At 65.5% G+C, this 18,889-nt stretch carries 17 protein-coding genes; 10 read left to right on the forward strand and 7 right to left on the reverse strand.

Annotation, left to right across the window (positions count from 1 at the left end):
* Nucleotides 1-115: 115 nt before the first annotated feature.
* Entirely contained in the window at nucleotides 116-454 is a 339-nt protein-coding gene (locus I5L79_RS18460) for a hypothetical protein (protein WP_196956554.1), read from the forward strand.
* 212 nt (nucleotides 455-666) lie between these two features.
* Here I5L79_RS18460 and I5L79_RS18465 read toward each other — a convergent pair whose 3' ends face one another.
* Nucleotides 667-1,695 carry an N-acetylmuramoyl-L-alanine amidase family protein gene (locus I5L79_RS18465; RefSeq protein ID WP_231403207.1) on the reverse strand — a complete coding sequence of 343 codons (1,029 nt, stop codon included), beginning with the start codon at nucleotides 1,693-1,695 and terminating at the stop codon, nucleotides 667-669.
* A 190-nt stretch (nucleotides 1,696-1,885) separates the two neighbouring features.
* Here I5L79_RS18465 and I5L79_RS18470 point away from each other — a divergent pair, with 190 nt between their 5' ends.
* The 3 genes from I5L79_RS18470 (at nucleotide 1,886) to I5L79_RS18480 (ending at nucleotide 4,011) form a co-directional block, all read left to right on the forward strand.
* Complete coding sequence (locus tag I5L79_RS18470) at nucleotides 1,886-2,509, forward strand: OmpA family protein (protein ID WP_196956555.1); 624 nt, start codon at nucleotides 1,886-1,888, stop codon at nucleotides 2,507-2,509.
* Nucleotides 2,510-2,754: 245 nt separating this feature from the next.
* Nucleotides 2,755-3,174: a helix-turn-helix transcriptional regulator gene (locus I5L79_RS18475; protein ID WP_196956556.1), complete on the forward strand. Its 420-nt coding sequence runs from the start codon at nucleotides 2,755-2,757 to the stop codon at nucleotides 3,172-3,174.
* Between the two features lie 75 nt (nucleotides 3,175-3,249).
* Nucleotides 3,250-4,011 (forward strand): SDR family oxidoreductase, encoded by a 762-nt coding sequence (locus I5L79_RS18480; protein ID WP_196956557.1) that lies wholly within the window; start codon nucleotides 3,250-3,252, stop codon nucleotides 4,009-4,011.
* A gap of 79 nt (nucleotides 4,012-4,090) precedes the next feature.
* On the opposite strand, the gene I5L79_RS18485 is transcribed toward I5L79_RS18480, so the two are convergent.
* The 5 genes from I5L79_RS18485 to I5L79_RS18505 all read right to left on the reverse strand — a co-directional run bounded on the left by I5L79_RS18485 (nucleotide 4,091) and on the right by I5L79_RS18505 (nucleotide 7,230).
* Complete coding sequence (locus I5L79_RS18485) at nucleotides 4,091-4,954, reverse strand: DUF3667 domain-containing protein (RefSeq protein WP_196956558.1); 864 nt, start codon at nucleotides 4,952-4,954, stop codon at nucleotides 4,091-4,093.
* Nucleotides 4,955-5,069: 115 nt separating this feature from the next.
* Nucleotides 5,070-5,237 (reverse strand): hypothetical protein, encoded by a 168-nt coding sequence (locus tag I5L79_RS18490; protein WP_196956559.1) that lies wholly within the window; start codon nucleotides 5,235-5,237, stop codon nucleotides 5,070-5,072.
* A gap of 177 nt (nucleotides 5,238-5,414) precedes the next feature.
* A complete protein-coding gene (locus I5L79_RS18495; RefSeq protein ID WP_196956560.1) occupies nucleotides 5,415-5,876 on the reverse strand; it encodes a hypothetical protein in 462 nt (153 codons plus the stop codon).
* A gap of 78 nt (nucleotides 5,877-5,954) precedes the next feature.
* Complete coding sequence (locus I5L79_RS18500; RefSeq protein ID WP_196956561.1) at nucleotides 5,955-6,545, reverse strand: 2'-5' RNA ligase family protein; 591 nt, start codon at nucleotides 6,543-6,545, stop codon at nucleotides 5,955-5,957.
* 133 nt (nucleotides 6,546-6,678) lie between these two features.
* Nucleotides 6,679-7,230 (reverse strand): DUF1572 family protein, encoded by a 552-nt coding sequence (locus tag I5L79_RS18505; protein WP_196956562.1) that lies wholly within the window; start codon nucleotides 7,228-7,230, stop codon nucleotides 6,679-6,681.
* Between the two features lie 156 nt (nucleotides 7,231-7,386).
* Here I5L79_RS18505 and I5L79_RS18510 point away from each other — a divergent pair, with 156 nt between their 5' ends.
* From I5L79_RS18510 to I5L79_RS18520, 3 genes are all read left to right on the forward strand, one after another.
* Nucleotides 7,387-9,597, forward strand: coding sequence for an AsmA family protein (locus I5L79_RS18510; RefSeq protein WP_196956563.1), 2,211 nt, complete (start codon nucleotides 7,387-7,389; stop codon nucleotides 9,595-9,597).
* Between the two features lie 13 nt (nucleotides 9,598-9,610).
* On the forward strand, nucleotides 9,611-9,796 hold the full coding sequence (locus tag I5L79_RS18515) for a DUF2256 domain-containing protein (protein WP_196956564.1): 186 nt from the start codon (nucleotides 9,611-9,613) through the stop codon (nucleotides 9,794-9,796).
* Nucleotides 9,797-9,888: 92 nt separating this feature from the next.
* Nucleotides 9,889-11,628, forward strand: a complete 1,740-nt coding sequence (locus I5L79_RS18520; protein ID WP_196956565.1) for a tetratricopeptide repeat-containing sensor histidine kinase — start codon at nucleotides 9,889-9,891, stop codon at nucleotides 11,626-11,628.
* 50 nt (nucleotides 11,629-11,678) lie between these two features.
* On the opposite strand, the gene I5L79_RS18525 is transcribed toward I5L79_RS18520, so the two are convergent.
* On the reverse strand, nucleotides 11,679-12,317 hold the full coding sequence (locus I5L79_RS18525) for a response regulator (RefSeq protein ID WP_196956566.1): 639 nt from the start codon (nucleotides 12,315-12,317) through the stop codon (nucleotides 11,679-11,681).
* A 191-nt stretch (nucleotides 12,318-12,508) separates the two neighbouring features.
* On the opposite strand from I5L79_RS18525, the gene I5L79_RS18530 reads away from it, so the two are divergent.
* From I5L79_RS18530 to I5L79_RS18540, 3 genes are all read left to right on the forward strand, one after another.
* The gene (locus I5L79_RS18530) at nucleotides 12,509-13,705 is read left to right on the forward strand and encodes a hypothetical protein (RefSeq protein ID WP_196956567.1); all 1,197 of its coding nucleotides are present in this window, start codon (nucleotides 12,509-12,511) and stop codon (nucleotides 13,703-13,705) included.
* A 178-nt stretch (nucleotides 13,706-13,883) separates the two neighbouring features.
* Nucleotides 13,884-17,114, forward strand: a complete 3,231-nt coding sequence (locus I5L79_RS18535) for a glycine-rich protein (RefSeq protein WP_196956568.1) — start codon at nucleotides 13,884-13,886, stop codon at nucleotides 17,112-17,114.
* A gap of 93 nt (nucleotides 17,115-17,207) precedes the next feature.
* Nucleotides 17,208-18,839, forward strand: coding sequence for an amidase (locus tag I5L79_RS18540; protein WP_196956569.1), 1,632 nt, complete (start codon nucleotides 17,208-17,210; stop codon nucleotides 18,837-18,839).
* Nucleotides 18,840-18,889: the final 50 nt, after the last annotated feature.

The raw sequence follows: 18,889 nt of genomic DNA on the forward strand, positions 1-18,889 counted from the left end.
CTTGACCCTTGGTGGCTTTGGGAGCCGAGGGGCTAACCGGTGGCCGGAAGCCTCGGCCCCCTGCCACCCCTGGAACCCCTACCTTCGGCCCGAACCTGCCCACGCCCCACCCGCCATGCCCCTCGACCTCGCCACCTTTCTGCTGCACACCCCCGAAGCCGAGAAAACCACCGTGTACCTGCACTCCGACGATGAGGACGACGACACGCTGCGTACCTGCGCGGCCCTGCTCGTGGCCCAGACCCAGGATCAGAAGCTGTTCATCACCCTGGAAACGCCGCGCCGCTACCTGGCCCACACCCAGCACCCCGACGAAGACGAGCCGGAAATCGAATTTCTCCACGACTACGAAGAGGTAGAAGCCCTGCTGGAAGACGCCGGCCTCGACGGCCTTCACGATGGGGAGCGAGGCATCCTCTACCACAACCTGCTGTATTTATTGATGAATGGATGAAGGGTTTGATGGCTGAATGGTTGATTGTCATTGCGAGCAAAGCGAAGCAATCCGTCCTTTTCAGCACCAAACCCCCTCTTTTACCACAACGCCCCTGACGTCCGTGCTGGCATCAGGGGCTTTTCACATCTCAGGGCTTTCGGCGTTGTACAGGACGGATTGCTTCGCTCCGCTCGCAATGACAGCGTATTCCCTGTCACCTGTCACCCGCATTACCGCCGCCCGGCGTAGTCGGCAATCAGGCCCTCACAAATCCAGTTGGCCAGGGCCTGGCGGTTGTCGGGCACCACAAAGCGGCGCTGGTCTTTCTGGTTGCGGATGTTGCCCAGCTCCATAAAAACCGCCGGGGCGTGGCTGTTGCGCACCTCGTAGAGCGTGCCGCGCTCCGACACGTTGCCGGAGTAGGGGCGGTTGGGCTGAGCGCGCTTGTAGCGGCTGGTAAACACCTTATGGATGTTCCTGGCCAGGCGCAAACCCAGGGCGTTGTTGGGGTGGTGGTAGAAAAACACGTCGATGTTCTGGCCCACGCTGCGGCTGTCCACGTGCAAAGCCAGCAGACGCTGGTAGGCCCGGCCGTGGCGGCTGTGCAGGCGGTTTACCTCGGCAATGCGCTGGCGCAGGCGCTGCACCTGGCTCAGGGGGATGCGCCGGTTGGGGTGCTGCACCTCATCGTAGTCGGTGGGCAGCACGGCCAGGTCGCGGATGCCGTCGTTGGGGTCCTGCACCATCACGTACACGGTGGCGCCGTGCTCCAGCAGCACGTGGGCCAGGCGCACCGTCACGTCGTAGGCGTACTCATCCTCGGCCAGCTGGTAGGTGCCGTACTGACCAATGGCGCCGGGGTCGGGGCCGCCGTGGCCGGAGGAAAGGTAGTACACGGCCCCGCGCAGGGCCTGGTCGCGCACCTGCACTCGGGCGTAGGCGGGGCCAAACAGCGCGGCCCGCGTTACGGGGGGCGTTTTGGCGGCCACGGCCGGGGCCGTTTTGGTTTTGGAGGCGTTGCGGGCGGAGCGGCCCACCGGGGGCAGCACGTAGGCGCGGCCCGCTACGAGGCCCTTGGAGCCCAGCCGGGCTTTGTTCAGCTGCCGAAACTGGCGCACGTGCTCGGCGGAGCGCAGGCCGTGGCGGCGCAGCAGGGTCTGGACGACGTCGCCGCGCTTGGCCACCACCCGGCGGGCGCGCTGGGCCAGGGCGGCGGTGGAAAGCAGGACCAGGCAAAGAAGGAGAAGAACTGTTCGCAACGGCAGCAGGGGCAAGGCGGGTAAGAAGAGAAGTACCAACTACGGGAAAAGCCGCGGGAAATATGCAATCGGCCTATATATCCGGCAAAAAGAGTACGAAAGGCGCCGCAAAACCCTCTGCCAGCCCGTGCCGGAGACGAACCTTCCGGCAAGCTCGTCGTAAGAACGCCCCAACCTTTCCCACAGACCCATGAAAACGCCTTTTTTCTCCCTGCTCGCCCTCTCGGCCCTCACGCTGGCCAGCTGCGACAGTCTCAACAAGCCCGCCACCAAAGACGAGCCCCAGGAAGCCACCGCCGATACCGCCGTGGTGTACCGCGACGGTAAAACTGCCGGCGACGTGGCCGATGATGCCGCCAACAGCGCCGAAAATGCCTTCGACATTGCCTCAGCCAAACTCACGGACGCTACCCTGCCCGAAATCAAAACCAAGGGCGTAACCGTGCGCGGCAACGAGGACTACCAAGTGTACTCCGTGGATGAAACCGTGCTCTTCGACACCGACAAAGCCACCATCAAGCCCACGGCCGCCGCTACCCTGCAGGAAGTTATCGGCTCCATCGGCCAGCGCTACACCGGTAAGCAGGTTCGCGTTATGGGTTTTGCCGACTCGCGCGGCGACGCCAGCTACAATAAAGACCTGGCCCAGCAGCGCGCCAATGCCGTGAAAAGCTACCTGGTTGATACCGGCAAGATGCCCGCCGCCAACATCAGCACCGAGAGCTTCGGCGAGCAGCAGCCCGCCGCCAGCAACGCCACCGCCGCCGGCCGCAAGGAAAACCGCCGCGTGGAGCTGGTAGTACGCGTACGCTAGGCTTCGCTTGCTTTCTCTGAAAACCTGCCTTCCCGCACTGGGAGGGCAGGTTTTTGTTTTGATGAAACGGTGTGAAGACAAGCCCGATAAAATATCATACTCGTTATTGCGTCATTCCTCGGCTTTGCTCGGAATGACGTGCTGATAAACACCACGTCGTGCTGCCATTTAAGGACGAGCCCAACCTTTTGCATCCCTCACAGTTGACCCATCCAGCAACTCCGGTCACTGCCAGAAACCACGCTATGCCTACGCCCATTCCCAAAAAGCTCCTGGCTCGCCAGCACGAAATCACGGCCGACTTCACCCGCCTCGTGCACGCCCACGTGGACGACCTAGCCGCCGGGCGGGCCACGGAGGCGCTGGAAATCCGGGATTTTGCCGGCCAGCTGTGCATTCACCCCACCCACCTGAGCAACACGCTCAAGCTCACCACCGGCGAGGCGCCCTGCGCCATTTATGAGCGCAAGCTGGTAGAAGTGTCGAAAGAGCTGCTCCGGGACCCGCACCAGAGCATAGCCACGGTGGCCGCCCGCCTCACCTACGACCCATCCAACTTCACCAAGTTCTTTAAGCGCTTCGTAGGCATCACCCCCCGACAGTACCGCGAGCAGGTGCTGCTGGCCCGGTTGGCGCCCGAAAAAACGGAAGCTGTCACCAGTTAAACTGAACTACTCACCAGAGCGCGGCCCCACTTGCGCCGGAACTTTGCAGCGTCATTTAACCCCAACTTTGTTTCTATGAGCACGCGCAAAATAGCTCTGGTTACCGGCGGCAGCCGGGGCCTGGGCAAAAACATGGCCCAGCACCTGGCCCAGAAAGGCATCGGCGTCCTGTTGACTTACCACAGCCAGCAGGCCGACGCCGACCAGGTAGTAGCCGAAATTGAGGCGCAGGGCGGGCAGGCCGCCGCGCTGCCGCTGGATGCCGCCAACGTAGCCTCCTTCAACGGCTTTCTGGCGCAGGTACAGCACACGCTGCGCACCACCTTCGGGGCCGAGAAGTTCGACTTTCTCATCAATAACGCTGGTACCGCCCTGTACGCGCCCTTTGCCGACACCTCCGAGGCGCAGTTTGATGAGATGCTGAACATTCACCTCAAAGGCCCCTTCTTCCTCACCCAGAAAGCACTGCCTCTTATCAACGACGGCGGCCGCATCATCAACATCTCCTCCGGGCTGGCGCGGTTTGCCAACCCTGGCTCGTCCACCTACGCCAGCATGAAGGGCGCTATTGAAGTACTCACGCGCTACCAGGCCAGGGAGCTGGGCAGCCGCGGCATTGCCGCCAACGTGGTAGCGCCCGGTCCTATTGCCACTGACTTTGGCGGGGGCCGCGTGCGCGACAACGAGGAGCTAAACCAGCACCTGTCCGCCGCTACGGCCCTGGGCCGCGTGGGCCTGCCCGACGATATCGGCCCCATCGTGGCCTTCCTCTGCACCGAGGAGGCCCGCTGGATCAATGCCCAGCGCATTGAGGCCTCCGGGGGCATATTTGTGTAGCTTCACCAGAAGGCAACTAGCCACCAAACAAAACGCCCGTACGAATTTCGTACGGGCGTTTTTTATAAAAACTATCTGGCTACCGAGGGCTGACCGATTGCGTGGGATGCTGGGTTTTGTGCTTAATGAAGGCCTGGATCTGCTCCCGGTTGAGCATGATCATGATGAACGTGGCTATGGTCCACGTGATAAGGTAGCCGCCCATGGCCGCCGCCCAGCCGCGCAAGTAGCGCCCTACTACCGACAGCCCGGTGCCTTGCAGCAAGCTGCCGTAGGCCCAGGTTTGGTAGGCGAGCGTAAGCAGCATAACGCCTGCCATCAGCATTTGTCCGCTGCGGGTGCCATTCAGCAAATACAGAACCGGTAGCACCAGCAAGGTCAGAAAGTGGGAGGTGCCCGTCACGAACGTAGCCACCGTGATGGACTCGGCGTAGTTGAAGCCCCCGCGTCGCAGAAACAGGCGCACTACCGCCGAGGTGAGGGGCAGCAGGGCCACCGTAAACCAGTTGATATACTTCGAGAAGACGCTGATAAAGCGTTCTTGCGCCCCTTGCAAAGCAGCTGGTATACTGGGGTCTTGCGCGTTGTACGGCCGCAGGTGCAGCACCACGTACATAAACGTGATAAGCCCGGTGATAATGAGCAGGTAGGAAAGCGGCCGGAAAAACTGCGCCCGCTGCCCCGCCAGGTAGCGCTGCAACGTAGGGCCCGGCCGGCGTAGCATCTGCTGCAGGGTGTAGGGCAGGCCCTTATCTACGTGCCAGATGCTGTGCGGAATGTCGTGCAGCCAGTGGCCCAGGGTAATGCGCCGGTGCGTGTTGGCTGGCTGCCCACAGTGGGCGCAGAACTCGTCGTGCAGGGCGGTGCCGCAGTTAAGGCAGGCGTGCGGTGCGGGCTCGATGAGGGCAGCCGTAGCCGGGCTGGAGGCAGAAGTAGCGTGCATAGCAAAGGCCTACGGAAAATGAACCGGCCTAAAAATACAGAATGCCCCGGCACACCCGGCAAAAAAATAGCCGGTCAGTAAGACCGGCTGGTATCATCAGGGAAAAGCAGGCAGCTTACTGCCGGCTGACGGGCTGCAGCTCCGAAGCGTTTTTGCGCAGTTCCATTAGCAGCGGAGCGTAAGCTTGGGCCTCCTGCCGGGCCGCCAGCTGCTGCAGGCGCGTGAGCACGTGCTGTTTGAACTCAACAGGAGAGAAGCGGGGCGAAGACGTGGGCGACTTCATAGGGCAAGCGGCAATAGGAGCGGGCGGGAGGTTAGGCGGAAGCTATAGGCTTGTACGCGTCACCCAATAGAAAGGTGTGGTAGTCTGACCGGAATTTAACTGCGTAAAAACCAGAAAATTCCGGTGGCGGTCCTGATATGCCGCCACCGGAATCCTGTACGTCAAGTATACGCCGAATTACGTGTGAAACAAGGGCCGGGCCGGGTTCCAGATGCCCCACGGAATCATGAGCAGCACCAGCAGCAGGGCCACGGCAAACCATATAAACGCCTTTTTGTGCTTAAGCACCGGGTCGGTGGCTTTTTTGGAGAGTGTGCGGCCCACCTGCGCGGCTACTACGGCCAGCAGCATGCCTACCAGGTGCTCCACGGCAAAAAAGCGGCCGGTGGGGTCTTTCATCACGGCGCTGCCGGCCGTTTCAAACGCCTTGGCGCCCCAGGGGCTGATGAAGTACAGGATGATGCCCAGCAGCAGCTGCAGATGCATGGAACCCACAAAGGCGGCGCCCATGCCATTATCGGCACCTACGTAGGGCTTGCGGCCCTGCCAGCCACTCAGGGCGCGGAACAAGGCTATCAGCCCGAAGATGAGGACGAGCCAGCGCGTCCAGGAGTGTAACAGCAGTACGGTTGAGTACATAGCGCAAGAAAAGAGGTGAAGTTGAAGCGGCAAAGGTCGGGGCGCAAAGCCAGATTACAAGCCAGGCTGCTGCAAGCCCTAACGCGCCGCCGCGCCGGAGGCCGCAAACAGGGTAGGCGCGGCCTCGTGCTTGTGGCCCTCAAACGGAAATATCTTCTCCGGTACAAACTTGTCGTCTTCCTGCCGCAGAATCGCCAGGTTGTTGATGCTGAGCTTGAGGTTGAAGGTTTGCTGGTTGAGGTACTGCAGCACCGGCCCCAGCAAATCGGGTGTGGTGTCGTGCAAGGCCAGGGAAATATGCGGCAGCCAGCAGTCGGGCCCGCTGAACTTATCGGTGCGCAAGCACAGCGGCGCGGTGGTGCGCAGAATGCGGCGGTGCAGTTGGTTGAGACCATCGGAGCGCAGCACCGGGATGTAGATAACCGGGTTGGGCCCCGGAAACACGCCCAGCCCGGTCGTGAAGGCCGCAAACGGCGCTGTGGTGCGGGCCACCTCCTGCAGCACCGCCTTTAGGGATGAAAGCTTACGCACTCCTGCCAGCTGGTAGGTGATGTGCGGGTCGGGCGTGGCCTGCACGTCGTCGAGCCCGAACTCTGCCTCCAGGCTCTTGATGATGCCATTGATGCGGGCGGCACTCTGCGGATTCAGAATGGAGGTGATGGCGAGCATAGAAGAAGATGCGCAGCTAGTCTCAGCAGCCGCCTGGGAGGGTTGGCTGCAAGATAAAGGCATTTTGGACATCGGAAGGAGCAGAGACGGAAGCGAAAGAAGGGCGGCGAAGTGCCAGAAAGAAACGACGGGCTTAGCGGCCGGCCGCCAGCTGCATCTGCTGGTTGAACTGGTCGCTCTGCCCGCGCGGGATGCTGAGCGTTTGCCACTGCGGACCGCGCCAGAGCTTGGCCAGCAGCACCACTTGGCCCACGTGCGCGGCGTAGTGCGCCACCTGCCGCTGCAAAGCCCCCAGCGCCGTGTAGGCCTCGCCCCGGATGGTGACGGTCCGCAGCAAGTCGGCGGGCTGCATGGCGTCCAGCAGGTCGAACAGAATCTGCCAGGCCGCTTCCCATTCGGTCAGGAGCACGGCGGGCTCGGCCGTAGTGGGTTGCTCAAACTCCTGGTCGCGGCGGCGAGTAGGCTTTTCCCCGTCGGTGGTCCAGAAATTGGTAAAGCGGGAGCGGAGGTTGCCCACCATGTGCTGCACCAGCACCGCTACGCTGTTGCTTTCGGAGCCGGGCACCGCCAGCCAGTCAGCGGGCGTGAGCTGGGCCAGGGCACGGTCGGCCAGGGCTTTGTAGCTGGTGAAGGCGTGGCGGATGCTGAGCAGCACCGCCGGTCCCAACGCGTCGAGTTCAGCCATAGAGTACGGTACGCAAGGTGTGGTAGCAGGTAAAAGTAGGGGTTCTACGCTACTCCCGCCAGTAGGGTCGTTTGATTTGCGGGCGGGCCCGTCGCAGCTCAACTATTTGCCGGCCTTCACGTTCAGCCTTCGTTTGTCGCCGCTTTTCCCGCTGCTGTGTCCTTATCCGTTCCTGCTACCGTTGCGCCCTCCCCGAAGCTGCCGGCCGGCCGCCGGCCGCGCTGGCCATGGTGGGTGGGTGGCTTCCTGGTGCTGCTGGCTGGCCTGGCCCTGGCGGTTCACTTTCTGCTCGACCCCTGGCTGCGCCGCCAGGCCGAGCAGCAGGTAGCACGGCGCACCCACGGCCATTACCAACTGCAGCTCGGGGAGCTGCACACCAGCCTCTGGCGGCGCACCCTCACCCTGCACCACATCCGCCTGCGCCCCAGCCGGCAGCTAGTGGCTTCCGACTCGCTGGCCGTGCAGCTCGCTGCGGCTCGCCTGCGCGTGGCGGGCATTGGCCTCTGGGATTTGGTACGCCGCCGCATAGTGCCCATCGACAGCATCGTGCTGCAAGCTCCCCACCTGCGCCTGACGGGCCACCTGTTGCCCGCCCCCGACCCCCGACCCCTGCACCAGCGTCTGCCCCTGGATGGCTTGCGCATAGCGCACCTGGGCGTGCAGGATGCTCGGGCTGCCTATCGCCGCACCAGGCAGGATTCGGTAGCCGTGGGGCAGGCCCGGGTTACCGGGCAGGATGTGCTGTTGAGCGCAGCCGGCGCCCTCGACACCCAGCGCGTGGCTTACGCCGCGGCCTGGCAGCTGCAAGCCGCTCAGGCCCGGGCGGCGGGCCTGGCGCACCGGCTGCGGCTGGGCAGGCTCACGTTTTCCACCCGTACCGGTCAGCTTCGGCTCGATTCGCTGGGTGTGCAGCCGCTGGTGCCGGTCAGCGCCCGCCGCACGCCGGGTGTGCGGGTTTCGCTGGTGCTACCCACGGGCACACTTACCGGCCTGCGGGCCCGGCCGCTCAGTCAGGGCATCTTTCGGGCCGATACCCTGCGGCTGCACCGCCCCACGCTGGCCCTCACCCTGCCCGCGGTGCCGCCGCCACCCGTGTATGAGGTGCTGGCCGGGGTTTTTCCTCGCTTTCAGCTCTCGGCTTTTGCTGTGGACGGGGGGCAAGTGCGGATAGCAGGGCTGGAGAGGGCACCGCAGGCCCGGCAGGTACGCATCCTGGGCCAGCAGCTGCGCATTGATAAAGCTGCCGCTGCTGACCCCGACCGGATCCTGTATGCCCGCAGCTGGGAGGTGCGCACCGGGCCGGGCTCGGTACTGTTTGATGCGCCTTTCTACCGCCTGAGCTACCAGCAGCTGGCCCTATCTACCGTTGCCCGTAGCCTGAAGCTCAGTACCCTTTTTCTGACGCCCACTATGCCGCTGCGGGAGCTAAGCCAGCGCAAACGCCACCAGATGTCGCACATCCGCGTGTGGACGCCCCAGCTGCAGGCCACCGGCATCGACTGGGGCCGGCTAACCCGCAACGGCTACTGGCGCGCCCGGGAGCTGACTCTGACGCGCCCCGTAATGCGCGTGGCCGGCGACGGGCGCTACCCCCTTAACCCCAAACGCTCGGTGGTGACGCCGGAGCAGCTGCGCCGCCTGCCCGGGCGCTTTGATTTGCGCCGCCTGCGCATCACCGGGGGCAATATCTGGTTTGCGTACCGCTCTCCGCGCAGCCCGCAGCTGGGCCACGTCAGCATCACCGGGCTTACCGGTACCTTCGATAATATCAGCAACGACCCCGCCCGGGTGCGTGTGGCCCCAGTGGCGGAGGCCCGGGCCTCCGCCTGGTTTCAGCAGCGTAGTTTCGTTCGGGCCACCATCCGGGTGCCGCTGCTCCGGGCTGACGGGCGCCATACCGTGACGGGCTCCTTTGGCCGTGCGCCGTTCAGCATTCTGAACCCGATTACGGTGCCGGGCCGCTCGGCCCGGTTTCGGAGCGGCACGGTAGAGCAGGTGCGGTTTGCCTTCACCGCCGATCAGCAGGGGGTAGAGGGGAAAATGTGGGCCCGCTACTCCGACCTGCATTTGAAGCTGCTCACTGAGCACAGGGACCGGGGCTTGAAGAAGGTGCTGGTTAAGGCCAAGTCGAAGCTGGTGGATGGGCTGCTGATTCGCAACAACAACCCGCGCCGGCCCGGCCAGGAGCTGAAAGTGGGCACCATTCAGTCGAGCCGGGACCGGCGCCTGTCGGTTTTTGCCATCTGGCAGCAGGCGCTTATCAGCGGGATGTTGCACAGCCTGGGCGTGCCGCTGAAAATAGCTAGGCAGACCAGCGAAACTTCCTCGGCTCCCGCCACTATGCCCGCACCCGGCACCGTGCGCTAACCTCTGCTTCACTATGCCCCGCGCTTCTTCCCTGCCCACCAAACTCACCAAAGGCAACCTGCCCAGCAAAACCTGCCTGACCTGCGGCCGGCCCTTCGAGTACCGCAAGAAGTGGCGCAGCTGCTGGGATGAGGTAAAGTACTGCGGAGAGAAATGCCAGCGCAACAAGCCCCGCCCTGAGGCGCCGCCGACGGCCTGAGTTGAGCTGCTTTGAGCCCGGATAGCATGACCGCCATTCAGGCTGTACCTTGGGGCGCCGCGTCGGCTGTGGGCGCCGGCCAGCGGTTTGCTATGAAGAAGTGGTTGTATTGTCTGGTGAGCGTGTGTATGCTGGCTTTGCCGGGGTGGGCGGCTCCCCTCACCCGCCTCGACAGCCTGCGCCAGCTTGGGCGCTGGCCGCTGACGGTGCAGCTGGCGGTAGCAACTCGCCGGGTAACGCCGGCCACCGCGCCGTTGGTTGGTGAGCTGGTGCGCCGCCCGGGAGTGCCGCGGGCGGTGCGGGCCGAGCTGCTGGCCAACCTGGCCGGCCACTACCTGCACGAAAACCAGCCCAGCCTGGCCATCATCCAGATGCTGCAAACCCGGCGCATGGCCCTGGCCGACCACGACTCCAGCCGCCTGAGCACGGCCTGCGAGTGGCTTTGCTACGCCTATTCTCTGCTGAAAGACCCCCGACCCGGCCTTCGCTACGGCCAGGAGGCCCTGCGCACGGTACCCGCCCACGACCCGGACCAGGCCCGGCGCCTGACGGGCATCTATTTCAACCTGGCCGACTGCGCCGCCCTCATTCCCGACTACCCGCTGGCCGCGCGCTACTACCGGCAGGCCCTGAGCCTGACGCGGCAAACCCAGGACTCGGCCAACACCGCCGTGGCGCTGGCCAGCCTAGCTACCTATGCCCTCCGGCAGCAGCTGCTGCCCCAGGCCGCACAGCTGCTCGACTCGGCCTACGCCAGCTATCCGCCTCCGCGCTACCTGGGCGTGCAGCTGGTGCTGGACCTGCTGCGGGGTACGCTGGCCCGGCAGCAGGGGCAATACACCGCGGCCGTGCAGTGGCTGGAGCCTACCCGCGCCCGCGCCCGCCAGGCCCGGCAGCTGAACGATGAGCTGCAGGCCCTGAAGGAGCTGGTGCCGGCCCTGAGCCAGCTGGGGCGCTACCGCGAAGCCCTGCTGCACCAGCAGCGCCTCACCGTGCTGCGCGACAGTATGTTTGAGGAGTCCAGTGCCCGCCACGCCCGCGAAATGCACACCCTCTACCAAACCCAGGAAAAGGAGCAGCAGCTGGCCCGCCTGCGCCTGCGCACCCAGGCCCGCGAAACTCTGCTCCGGCAGCGCACCCTGCTGTTCGTGGGGGTGCTGGTAGGAGTGGGGCTGCTGGTGACGCTGGTAATTGTGCGGCAGCGGGCCCGCCATATACTAGCTACAACCGCCGAGGCCCTGCGCATGCGCAACCGAATTGCCGCCGACCTGCACGATGAGGTAGGCACCCTGCTTACCCGCGTGAGCCTGCAGGCCGAACTGCTGCGCCAGACCCAGCCCGCGCCCCAGCCCGCCCTCGACCGCCTGCTGACCAACAGCCGCGCCGCTGCCGGCACCATGCGCGACATTGTGTGGAGCATTGATGCCGAAGCCGACACCGTGGGGGCCCTGCTTGACCGGATGCGTGACCACCTCGACCAAACGGCCGTGCCTGCCGGCCTGGAAACGCACCTCGAAGCCAGCGGCCTGCACGACCACGACCCCATTGCGCCCGTCATGCGCCAGCACCTCTACCTGGTTTTCAAAGAAGCCGTGACCAACGCCGCACGCCATGCCCGCGGGGCCACCCAGGTGCAGGTGAAACTGGAGAAAACGCCCGGCACCCTGCAGCTCACTGTGCTCGACGATGCACCCGCGGCCCCCGCCCCGGCCACCCGCAGCGGCATGGGCCTGCGCAACATGCGGCAGCGGGCCGAGGCCCTGTGCGGACAACTGCAGGCCGGTCCCGTGCCGGGCGGGGGCTTCCGGGTGCAGCTGCGCGTGCCCGCGTAGCTGCCTCAGCAACGAAATATCCAACTTGCCTTTCTTTACCCATTGTGGGCCTAGAGCTGGCCTTTGGCGGCCCGGCTCATCAACTCGGTGCGGCTGCCTACTTCCAGCTTCTTGTAGATGCGCTTGACGTAGGTGCGCACCGTTTCTACCGACAGCCCGAGACGGGAAGCTACCTGCTTGTCGCTCAGGCCATCGACCATAGCCTGCACCACTTCCCGCTCCCGGGCCGAAAGGAGGTCGGGCTGCAGGGTGGCTGAGGGCTTGAAGTGGGCCAGCACCTTGCGGGCCACGGCCCGGCTCATGGGAGCCCCGCCTCGGGCCGCTTCCAGCACAGCTGCCTTGTATTCTTCGAGGGAGGAGTTCTTGAGCACGTAGCCCGAGGCCCCGGCACACAGCGCCCGGTAGATGCGGTCGGCATCGTCGAACACGGTTTGCATGATGATTTCGACCTCGGGCAGGCGCTGGCGCAGCAGGGGCAGGGCATCGAGGCCGCTGAGGCCGGGCAGGTGGATGTCGAGCAGCAGCACCTGAGGTGGCTGCAGCACGTCGGGCAGCTGCTGCAGGAAGCTTTCTACCGACTCGGCCAGCAGCACGCACCGCAGCTCAGGCTGGCGGCACAGGTAGCCGTGCAGCAGCTCGCGCACTTCGGGGTCGTCTTCAATCAAAGCCAGCCGGACGGGGAAATTCATGGCTGCAAAGGACGGGGCTGGGCGTCGGTGGCGCAACTGCTGGCTTACCCGCAAATGCGGTACAGCGCAGGCTTGAAAGACTGACGGTGCCCCGGCATATTTGTGGGGCTGCTTTGGTAGTTTCAGCCGGCCGCTGCCGGTACGGGGTACCGCATGCCGCATTTCGTTTCCTTTTACCTTACCTTCTTGCTATGCAAAACGTTACGCTTCTGTCTCTGGCCTCGCTGCTCACGCTGCCGGCCCTGGCTCAAACCCCCATTACCCTCACCCAAGCTACCTTTCCGGCCTCAGCGGCCACGGTAGAAAGGTACCAGGATGCTGCCCTGCCCACCGGAGCTGCAGTTACTCCCACCGGCGCCAACCAAACCTGGGACTACCGCACGCTCGTGGCAGAAGGAGCACCCTACACCTTTGCGCGGGAACCCGCTCCGGTCACGGGCGGCATTGCCGGCGCTCAGTGGACGCAGCCCCGGCAGGCCGTGTTTGGCAATCTGGCGTACAACTACACCGTGTATGGGGCGCTGGCTTCCAACGGCTGGCTGGCCCTGGGCCGCACGATGGAGCGGCAGGAAGCCGCTATTACGGCCATTACGGGCGGGCCCAACGACAAGGTGGTGGTGGACGCACAAACCCTGCGCTACGGCCCCGAGGGGGTGGCCAACCTGCCCCTGCCCCTTACGGCCGGCGACATGAGCCGGCGCTCTTTCCGGGTAGCCACTGAGGGCACGCTCACGGTCCAGGCCCTTCTCCTCAATAATGCCCCCATCCGGCTGGTGCAGCGCTACACCTACGTCGACTCAGTGGCGGGCTGGGGCACGCTGCAGATTCCGGTGGCGGGCAGCCCCGCCGGCTCCGATGCCTTGCCGGTGCTGCAAATTCGCAGCCGCACCGTGCGGCAGGACAGCGTATATCTTTTCGGCCAGCCGGCTCCGGCCATTCTGCTTTCGTCCTTTGGAATGCAGCAGGGAGGCAAGACACCGTTTTACTTTGACCAGTTCTGGCGCAACAACTCGGCTCAGCCCGTGCTGGACCTCTACTACACCTCGCGCGAGTACGGCACCCCCGTTGCGGCCGACTATTCCACCGAAAGCAATGTGGTAACGGCCCGGCGCGCCTCGGTGCTGGCCGTGGGCAGCCAGGCCTGGCCCAACCCCTTCGGCCCGGGCCAGGCCCTGCGCCTGACTTTGCCCGGCGCCAAGCCCGGCCAGCCCCTGCAGCTGACGGTGCAGGACGCCCTGGGCCGCACGGTACTGCGCCAGGCCCTGCCGCTGCTGAACGGAGCCGCTTCCCTGCCCGCTGAGGCCACGGCGGCGCTGCGCCCGGGCCTCTACACCCTCACGGCGCGGCAGGGCACCGAGCAGACCACCCTGCGGCTGGTGCGCCGGTAGTGACGGGATAGTGCCAGCAGAAACGCCCCGTTGGCCGGAAAGCTGACGGGGCGTTTCCGCTTGGCCGCGAATGTGCGCCGATACCCCCAAATGCGGTACACGTGCGGGTTGCGGCGCGGGGTGCCGGGAAAGAGCTTTGTGGCCGTTGCCTTCTCATGCTCTTTTTCCGCGCTCCGCTATGAAGAAACCACTACGCTATCTGTGCCTGCTGACAACCATGCTGGGCAGCTTACCGGCCGCCCGGGCGCAAACCACCGGTGGAGTGGGCATCGGTACGGCTACGCCCGCGCCGTCGGCTGTGCTCGACCTGACTTCGACCACCAAGGGCCTGCTGCCCCCGCGCATGAGCCAGGCCCAGCGCGACGCTATCCAGAGCCCGGCCGTGGGGCTGACCATCTATAATACGGACGCGGCTAAGCTCAACACCTGGAACGGCTTTTTCTGGACCGACGCCGTGCAGGGCCTCCCGGTCAGTGCCAACGCCAACGGCCCCCAGGCCGTGACCTTCGGCTTCACCGGGGCCTCCCAGACCTGGACCGTGCCGCCCAACGTGACCAGCGTGCAGGTAGATATAGCCGGGGCCCGGGGCCGCACCATCGATAACTGCTCGAACTGTTACCGCGGGGGCCGGGGTGGCCGGGTGCAGGCCACGCTGGCCGTAACGCCGGGTCAGGTGCTGACCATCGAAGTAGGCGGCGACCGGGGCTATAATCCCAGTACGTTGTACCAGGAAGGGGGCTACAACGGCGGGGGGCGCGGCAGCGAACCAGGCGGCGGCGCTACCGACATCCGCATCGGCGGCACAGCCCTCACCAACCGGGTGCTGGTAGCCGGCGGCGGCGGCGGCTCGGGCTACTACGCCCGGGGCGGGCCCGGCGGCGGCCTTGTGGGCGGCGACGGTCTGGTGCCCACGGGCAACAACCCCACGGGGACACCCGGCACCGGCGGTACCCAAACGGCCGGCGGCACCACGGGCGGCACGCCGCAGCAGTACTGCTACTGCGGCACGAGCCCGGCCGGACCGGGCGTGGGTGCCGGCCTGATCGGTGGTACCAGCTGGGGCGCGGCCGGCGGCGGGGGCGGCTACTACGGGGGCGGTATGAGTCACGGCAACGCCGGCGCCGGCGGCGGCTCCTCCTACGCCGACCCCGCGCTGACCAGCAACGTGGTGCACACCCAGGGCTATCAGAACGGGGCCGGCTACGCCAAGCTCAGCTTCAGCTTCCAGCCCGAGGCCCCAGTTATCAGCCTCAACAATGCTACTACCTCTCAGCCCGCCGGCAGCGTGGTCTACAGCGACGGCACCAAGCTGGCCGGCAACGCCGGGCAGCTTTACTGGGACAATGCCGGCGCCCGCCTGGGCATCGGCACGGGCAGCCCCCAGGCCAAGCTGCACGTGGCCGGCGCGGCCCGTATCGATGGCCTGGCCGGCACTGGTACCCGCATGGTCACGGCCACCGACAACGGTCAGCTCACGACCCAGGCCCTGCCCACCGACGCCCAGCAGCTTACCCTCAACGGCCTGACGCTGGGCATCAGTGGGGGCAATACCGTGGCTCTACCCGCCGGGGCCGACAACCTGGGCAACCACACCGCCACTCAGAACCTGAATTTGGGCACCAACCAGCTGATCGGCAACGGTAGCACGAGCGGGCTGAGCGTAACCAGCGGCGGCGGCCTGCTGCTGCCCGCCGGCGTGATTCAGCGCGGGGGCGCCACCATCACCAGCACCTCCGACCTGGGCCTGTACTCGCGCATCAGCGGCAACTATATGCGCCTGGTAACCAATGCGGCTCCCATCCGCTTTTACTCCGATGACAACGCGGGGACCACGCCCAACGTGAGCTTTGAAAGCAACGGTGACGTGGGCATCGGGACCGGCAACAACACGCCCGGCAATCGGCTGGACGTGCAGAGTATGCCCCGTAGCGGCACCCACGCCACCGGCCGGACGCTGTACGTCACCGGGGACTTCAACGAAGCCGGCAACGGGGCCGAGTTTCGCCATTCCAACGGCACCCAGGGCGTGGGCATTGGCTACAACTCCCTCTACGGGGCGGGGACTAACCTCAACCAGCACCTGAACCTGCTGCCCAAGGGCGGCGGGGGCGTAGGCATCGGCACCACTTCGCCCGAAGCGTTGCTTGACGTGAACGGCAGCGGGCGGGTGCGCGGCACCCTGAGCTTCGGGGCCAGCACCCGGCAGATGATAGGGCTCTGGAACGCCGACTACGGCATTGGGGTGCAAGACGGCACCCAGTACTTCCGCTCGGGCGAGGCCTTTGCCTGGTACAGCGGCGGCGTGCATAACGACGGGCAGTTCAACGCGGGCGGCGGTACCCAGCAGATGGTGCTGAAAAATGGCCAGCTGGGCATCGGCTCCGGCTTCAATAATGCCGCCCTGCCGAACGGCCCGCTGGAAATCCGTCAGAACAGCCCCTACATGGTGGTGCACTCGCCGGGCAATGCCTGGGCCTCGATTGGTCTCGACGCCAATGACGGCTACAAGCTCAAGCTCTCAGACGGTCCCAACGTGAGCGGCGCCAACTACATGACCTTCAGCGGCACAAACGTAGGCATCGGCACCACGGCGCCGACTTACCCGCTCGACGTGCAGCGCTCCGTCACGCCCGGCAACTTCAACTACGGCTACCTCAACGGCAGCGGGCAGGTAAACTACGCCACCAACAACACCGGCCCGGTGAGCATCCGCGCCACGGGCCGGGTGCTGGCCACCGAGTTCAACGCCACCTCCGACCAGCGCCTGAAATCCATTATCGGCCTGAGCGACCAGGTGGCTGATCTGGCTTTGCTCCGGCAGCTGCGCATCACCGACTATACCATGCGCGACCGGGTGCAGTACGGTGCCCGGCAGTTCAAAAAAGTCATTGCCCAGGAAGTTGAGCAGGTGTTTCCGCAGGCCGTGAGCCAGCATGCCGGCTTCCTGCCCGACGTGTACGCCCTGGCCAGTCAGGTCGAAGCGCAAGGCGACTCCCTGCTGCGCCTGACACTGCCTGCGGCCCTGCCTGCCGACACCAAAGCTGGTCAGCGCGTCAAGCTTATTGGCCCGGCCGGTGAAGTCGTGGGCACGGTGAAGGCGGCCGGCAGCAGCACGCTGCTGGTGCGTGGGGTCCGGCAGCTGGCCGGCCAGCGCGTGTTCGTGTTCGGCCTGGAGCATGCCGACGTGCGCACCGTGGACTACGAGGCCCTGGCCATGCTGAACGTGAGTGCCACCCAGGAACTGGCCCGCCGGGTAGAGGCCCTGGAAAAGCAGAACGCAACCCTGCGCCAGCAAGCCCAGGCCCAGCTCACCCGGCAGCAAACGCAGGCTACGGCAGAGCTGGCCAGCCTGGCCGAGCGGCTGAAGGCTCTGGAAGCGCTGCTGGGAGCCAAAGCCGAGGCCCGGTAGCGTCATGCTCGCGCGGGCGGGCCGGGGCACCTCAGCTCAGGCATTCGGAAATGTGGGGGGCGAGGGTCTATCTTACCGCCAAATTCTCTCCTGATGAACCGCCGAATCTTCCTGCGCAACGGCTCCCTGGCCGGCCTCACCCTCGCCACGTTTTCGCTGCCCGCCTGCTCCCCCAGCCCCGATAAGCCCGCCGCGGCCGCCGAGGGTGAAGCTGGCCTGGCCAACGACGCGTTTGAGCTGCAGGAGGCCACCGTAGCTGGCCTGCAAGAGAAGATGCAAAGCGGGCAGCTGACGTCCCGCCGGCTGGTGGAGCTGTATCAGGCCCGGATTCAGGCCATAGACCAGGCCGGCCCGCGGCTGAACAGTGTGCGCATCGTAAACCCCGACGCCCTGGCCCTGGCCGACCAGCTGGACGCGGAGCGCAAGGCCGGCAAGGTCCGCGGGCCCCTGCACGGCATTCCGGTGCTCATCAAAGACAACATCAACACCCATGACCAGCAGCCTACCACGGCCGGCTCCCTGGCACTGGCGGGCAACAAGGCGGCGCAGGACGCCTTTATCGTGCAGAAGCTGCGGGCGGCCGGGGCCGTGCTGCTGGGCAAAACCAACCTGAGCGAGTGGGCCAACTTCCGCTCCACGCGCAGCACCAGCGGCTGGAGCAGCGTGGGCGGCCAGGTGAAAAACCCCTACATCCTCGACCGCAGCCCCAGCGGCTCCAGCTCCGGCTCGGGTGCGGCGGCGGCGGCCAACCTCTGCGCCCTAGCCATTGGCACCGAAACCGACGGCTCCATTGTGTCGCCGGCCTCGTGCTGCGGGCTGGTGGGGCTGAAACCCACCGTGGGCCTCTGGAGCCGCACGGGCATCATTCCCATATCGGCCACTCAGGACACGGCCGGCCCCATGACGCGTACCGTGCGCGACGCGGCCCTGCTGCTGGGCGCCCTGGCCGGCCCCGATGCCACCGATGCCGCCACCCAGGCCGGCGCCGGCAAAGCCCAGTCCGACTACACCACCTTTCTGAAGCCCGGCGCCCTGCAAGGCAAGCGCCTGGGCGTGGAGAAAAACCACCTCACCGGCTCGTCCGACTCGGTGCCCATGCTGCAGGCCGCGCTGGCGGTGCTCAGGGCCCAAGGCGCCACCCTAGTGGAAGTGGAGGTGGAAAAGCTGATTGACCCATTGGGCGAGGATGAGTATGAAGTGCTGCTTTACGAGTTCAAGGACGGCGTAAACCAGTACCTGGCCACGGCCGGTGCCCCGGTCAAAACCCTCACCGACGTCATCCGCTTTAACACTGAAAACAAGGCCAAGGCCATGCCCTTCTTCCAGCAGGAAATCCTGGAAATGGCCGATAAGCTGGAAGGCCTGCAAAGTGCCAAGTACCAGGCCGCCCGGCGCAAGTCGCACGAGGGGGCGCAGCGCGTGCTCGACAAAGTGCTGACCGATAACCGTCTCGATGCGCTGGTAGCCATTACCAACTCGCCCGCTACCGCCATCGACCTCATCAACGGGGACTCCTGGAAAGGCCCCGGGTTTTCGTCGCCGGCTGCTATGGCGGGCTACCCGCACATTACGGTGCCCATGGGGCAGGCGCACGGGCTGCCCGTGGGGTTGTCGTTTGTGGGCGCGGCCTGGCAGGAAGGGCCGCTTTTGGGCCTGGCCTACGCCTACGAGCAAGCCACAAACAAGCGGGCCGTGCCGGCGTTCCGGGCACCGTTTGTAGGGTAGCAGCCAGGCTGAAGGGCGGGCTTCGGGCAGAGGTGGCACAGCTTTCGTAT

The organism is Hymenobacter guriensis, from assembly GCF_015773195.1.
Taxonomy (GTDB): domain Bacteria; phylum Bacteroidota; class Bacteroidia; order Cytophagales; family Hymenobacteraceae; genus Hymenobacter; species Hymenobacter guriensis.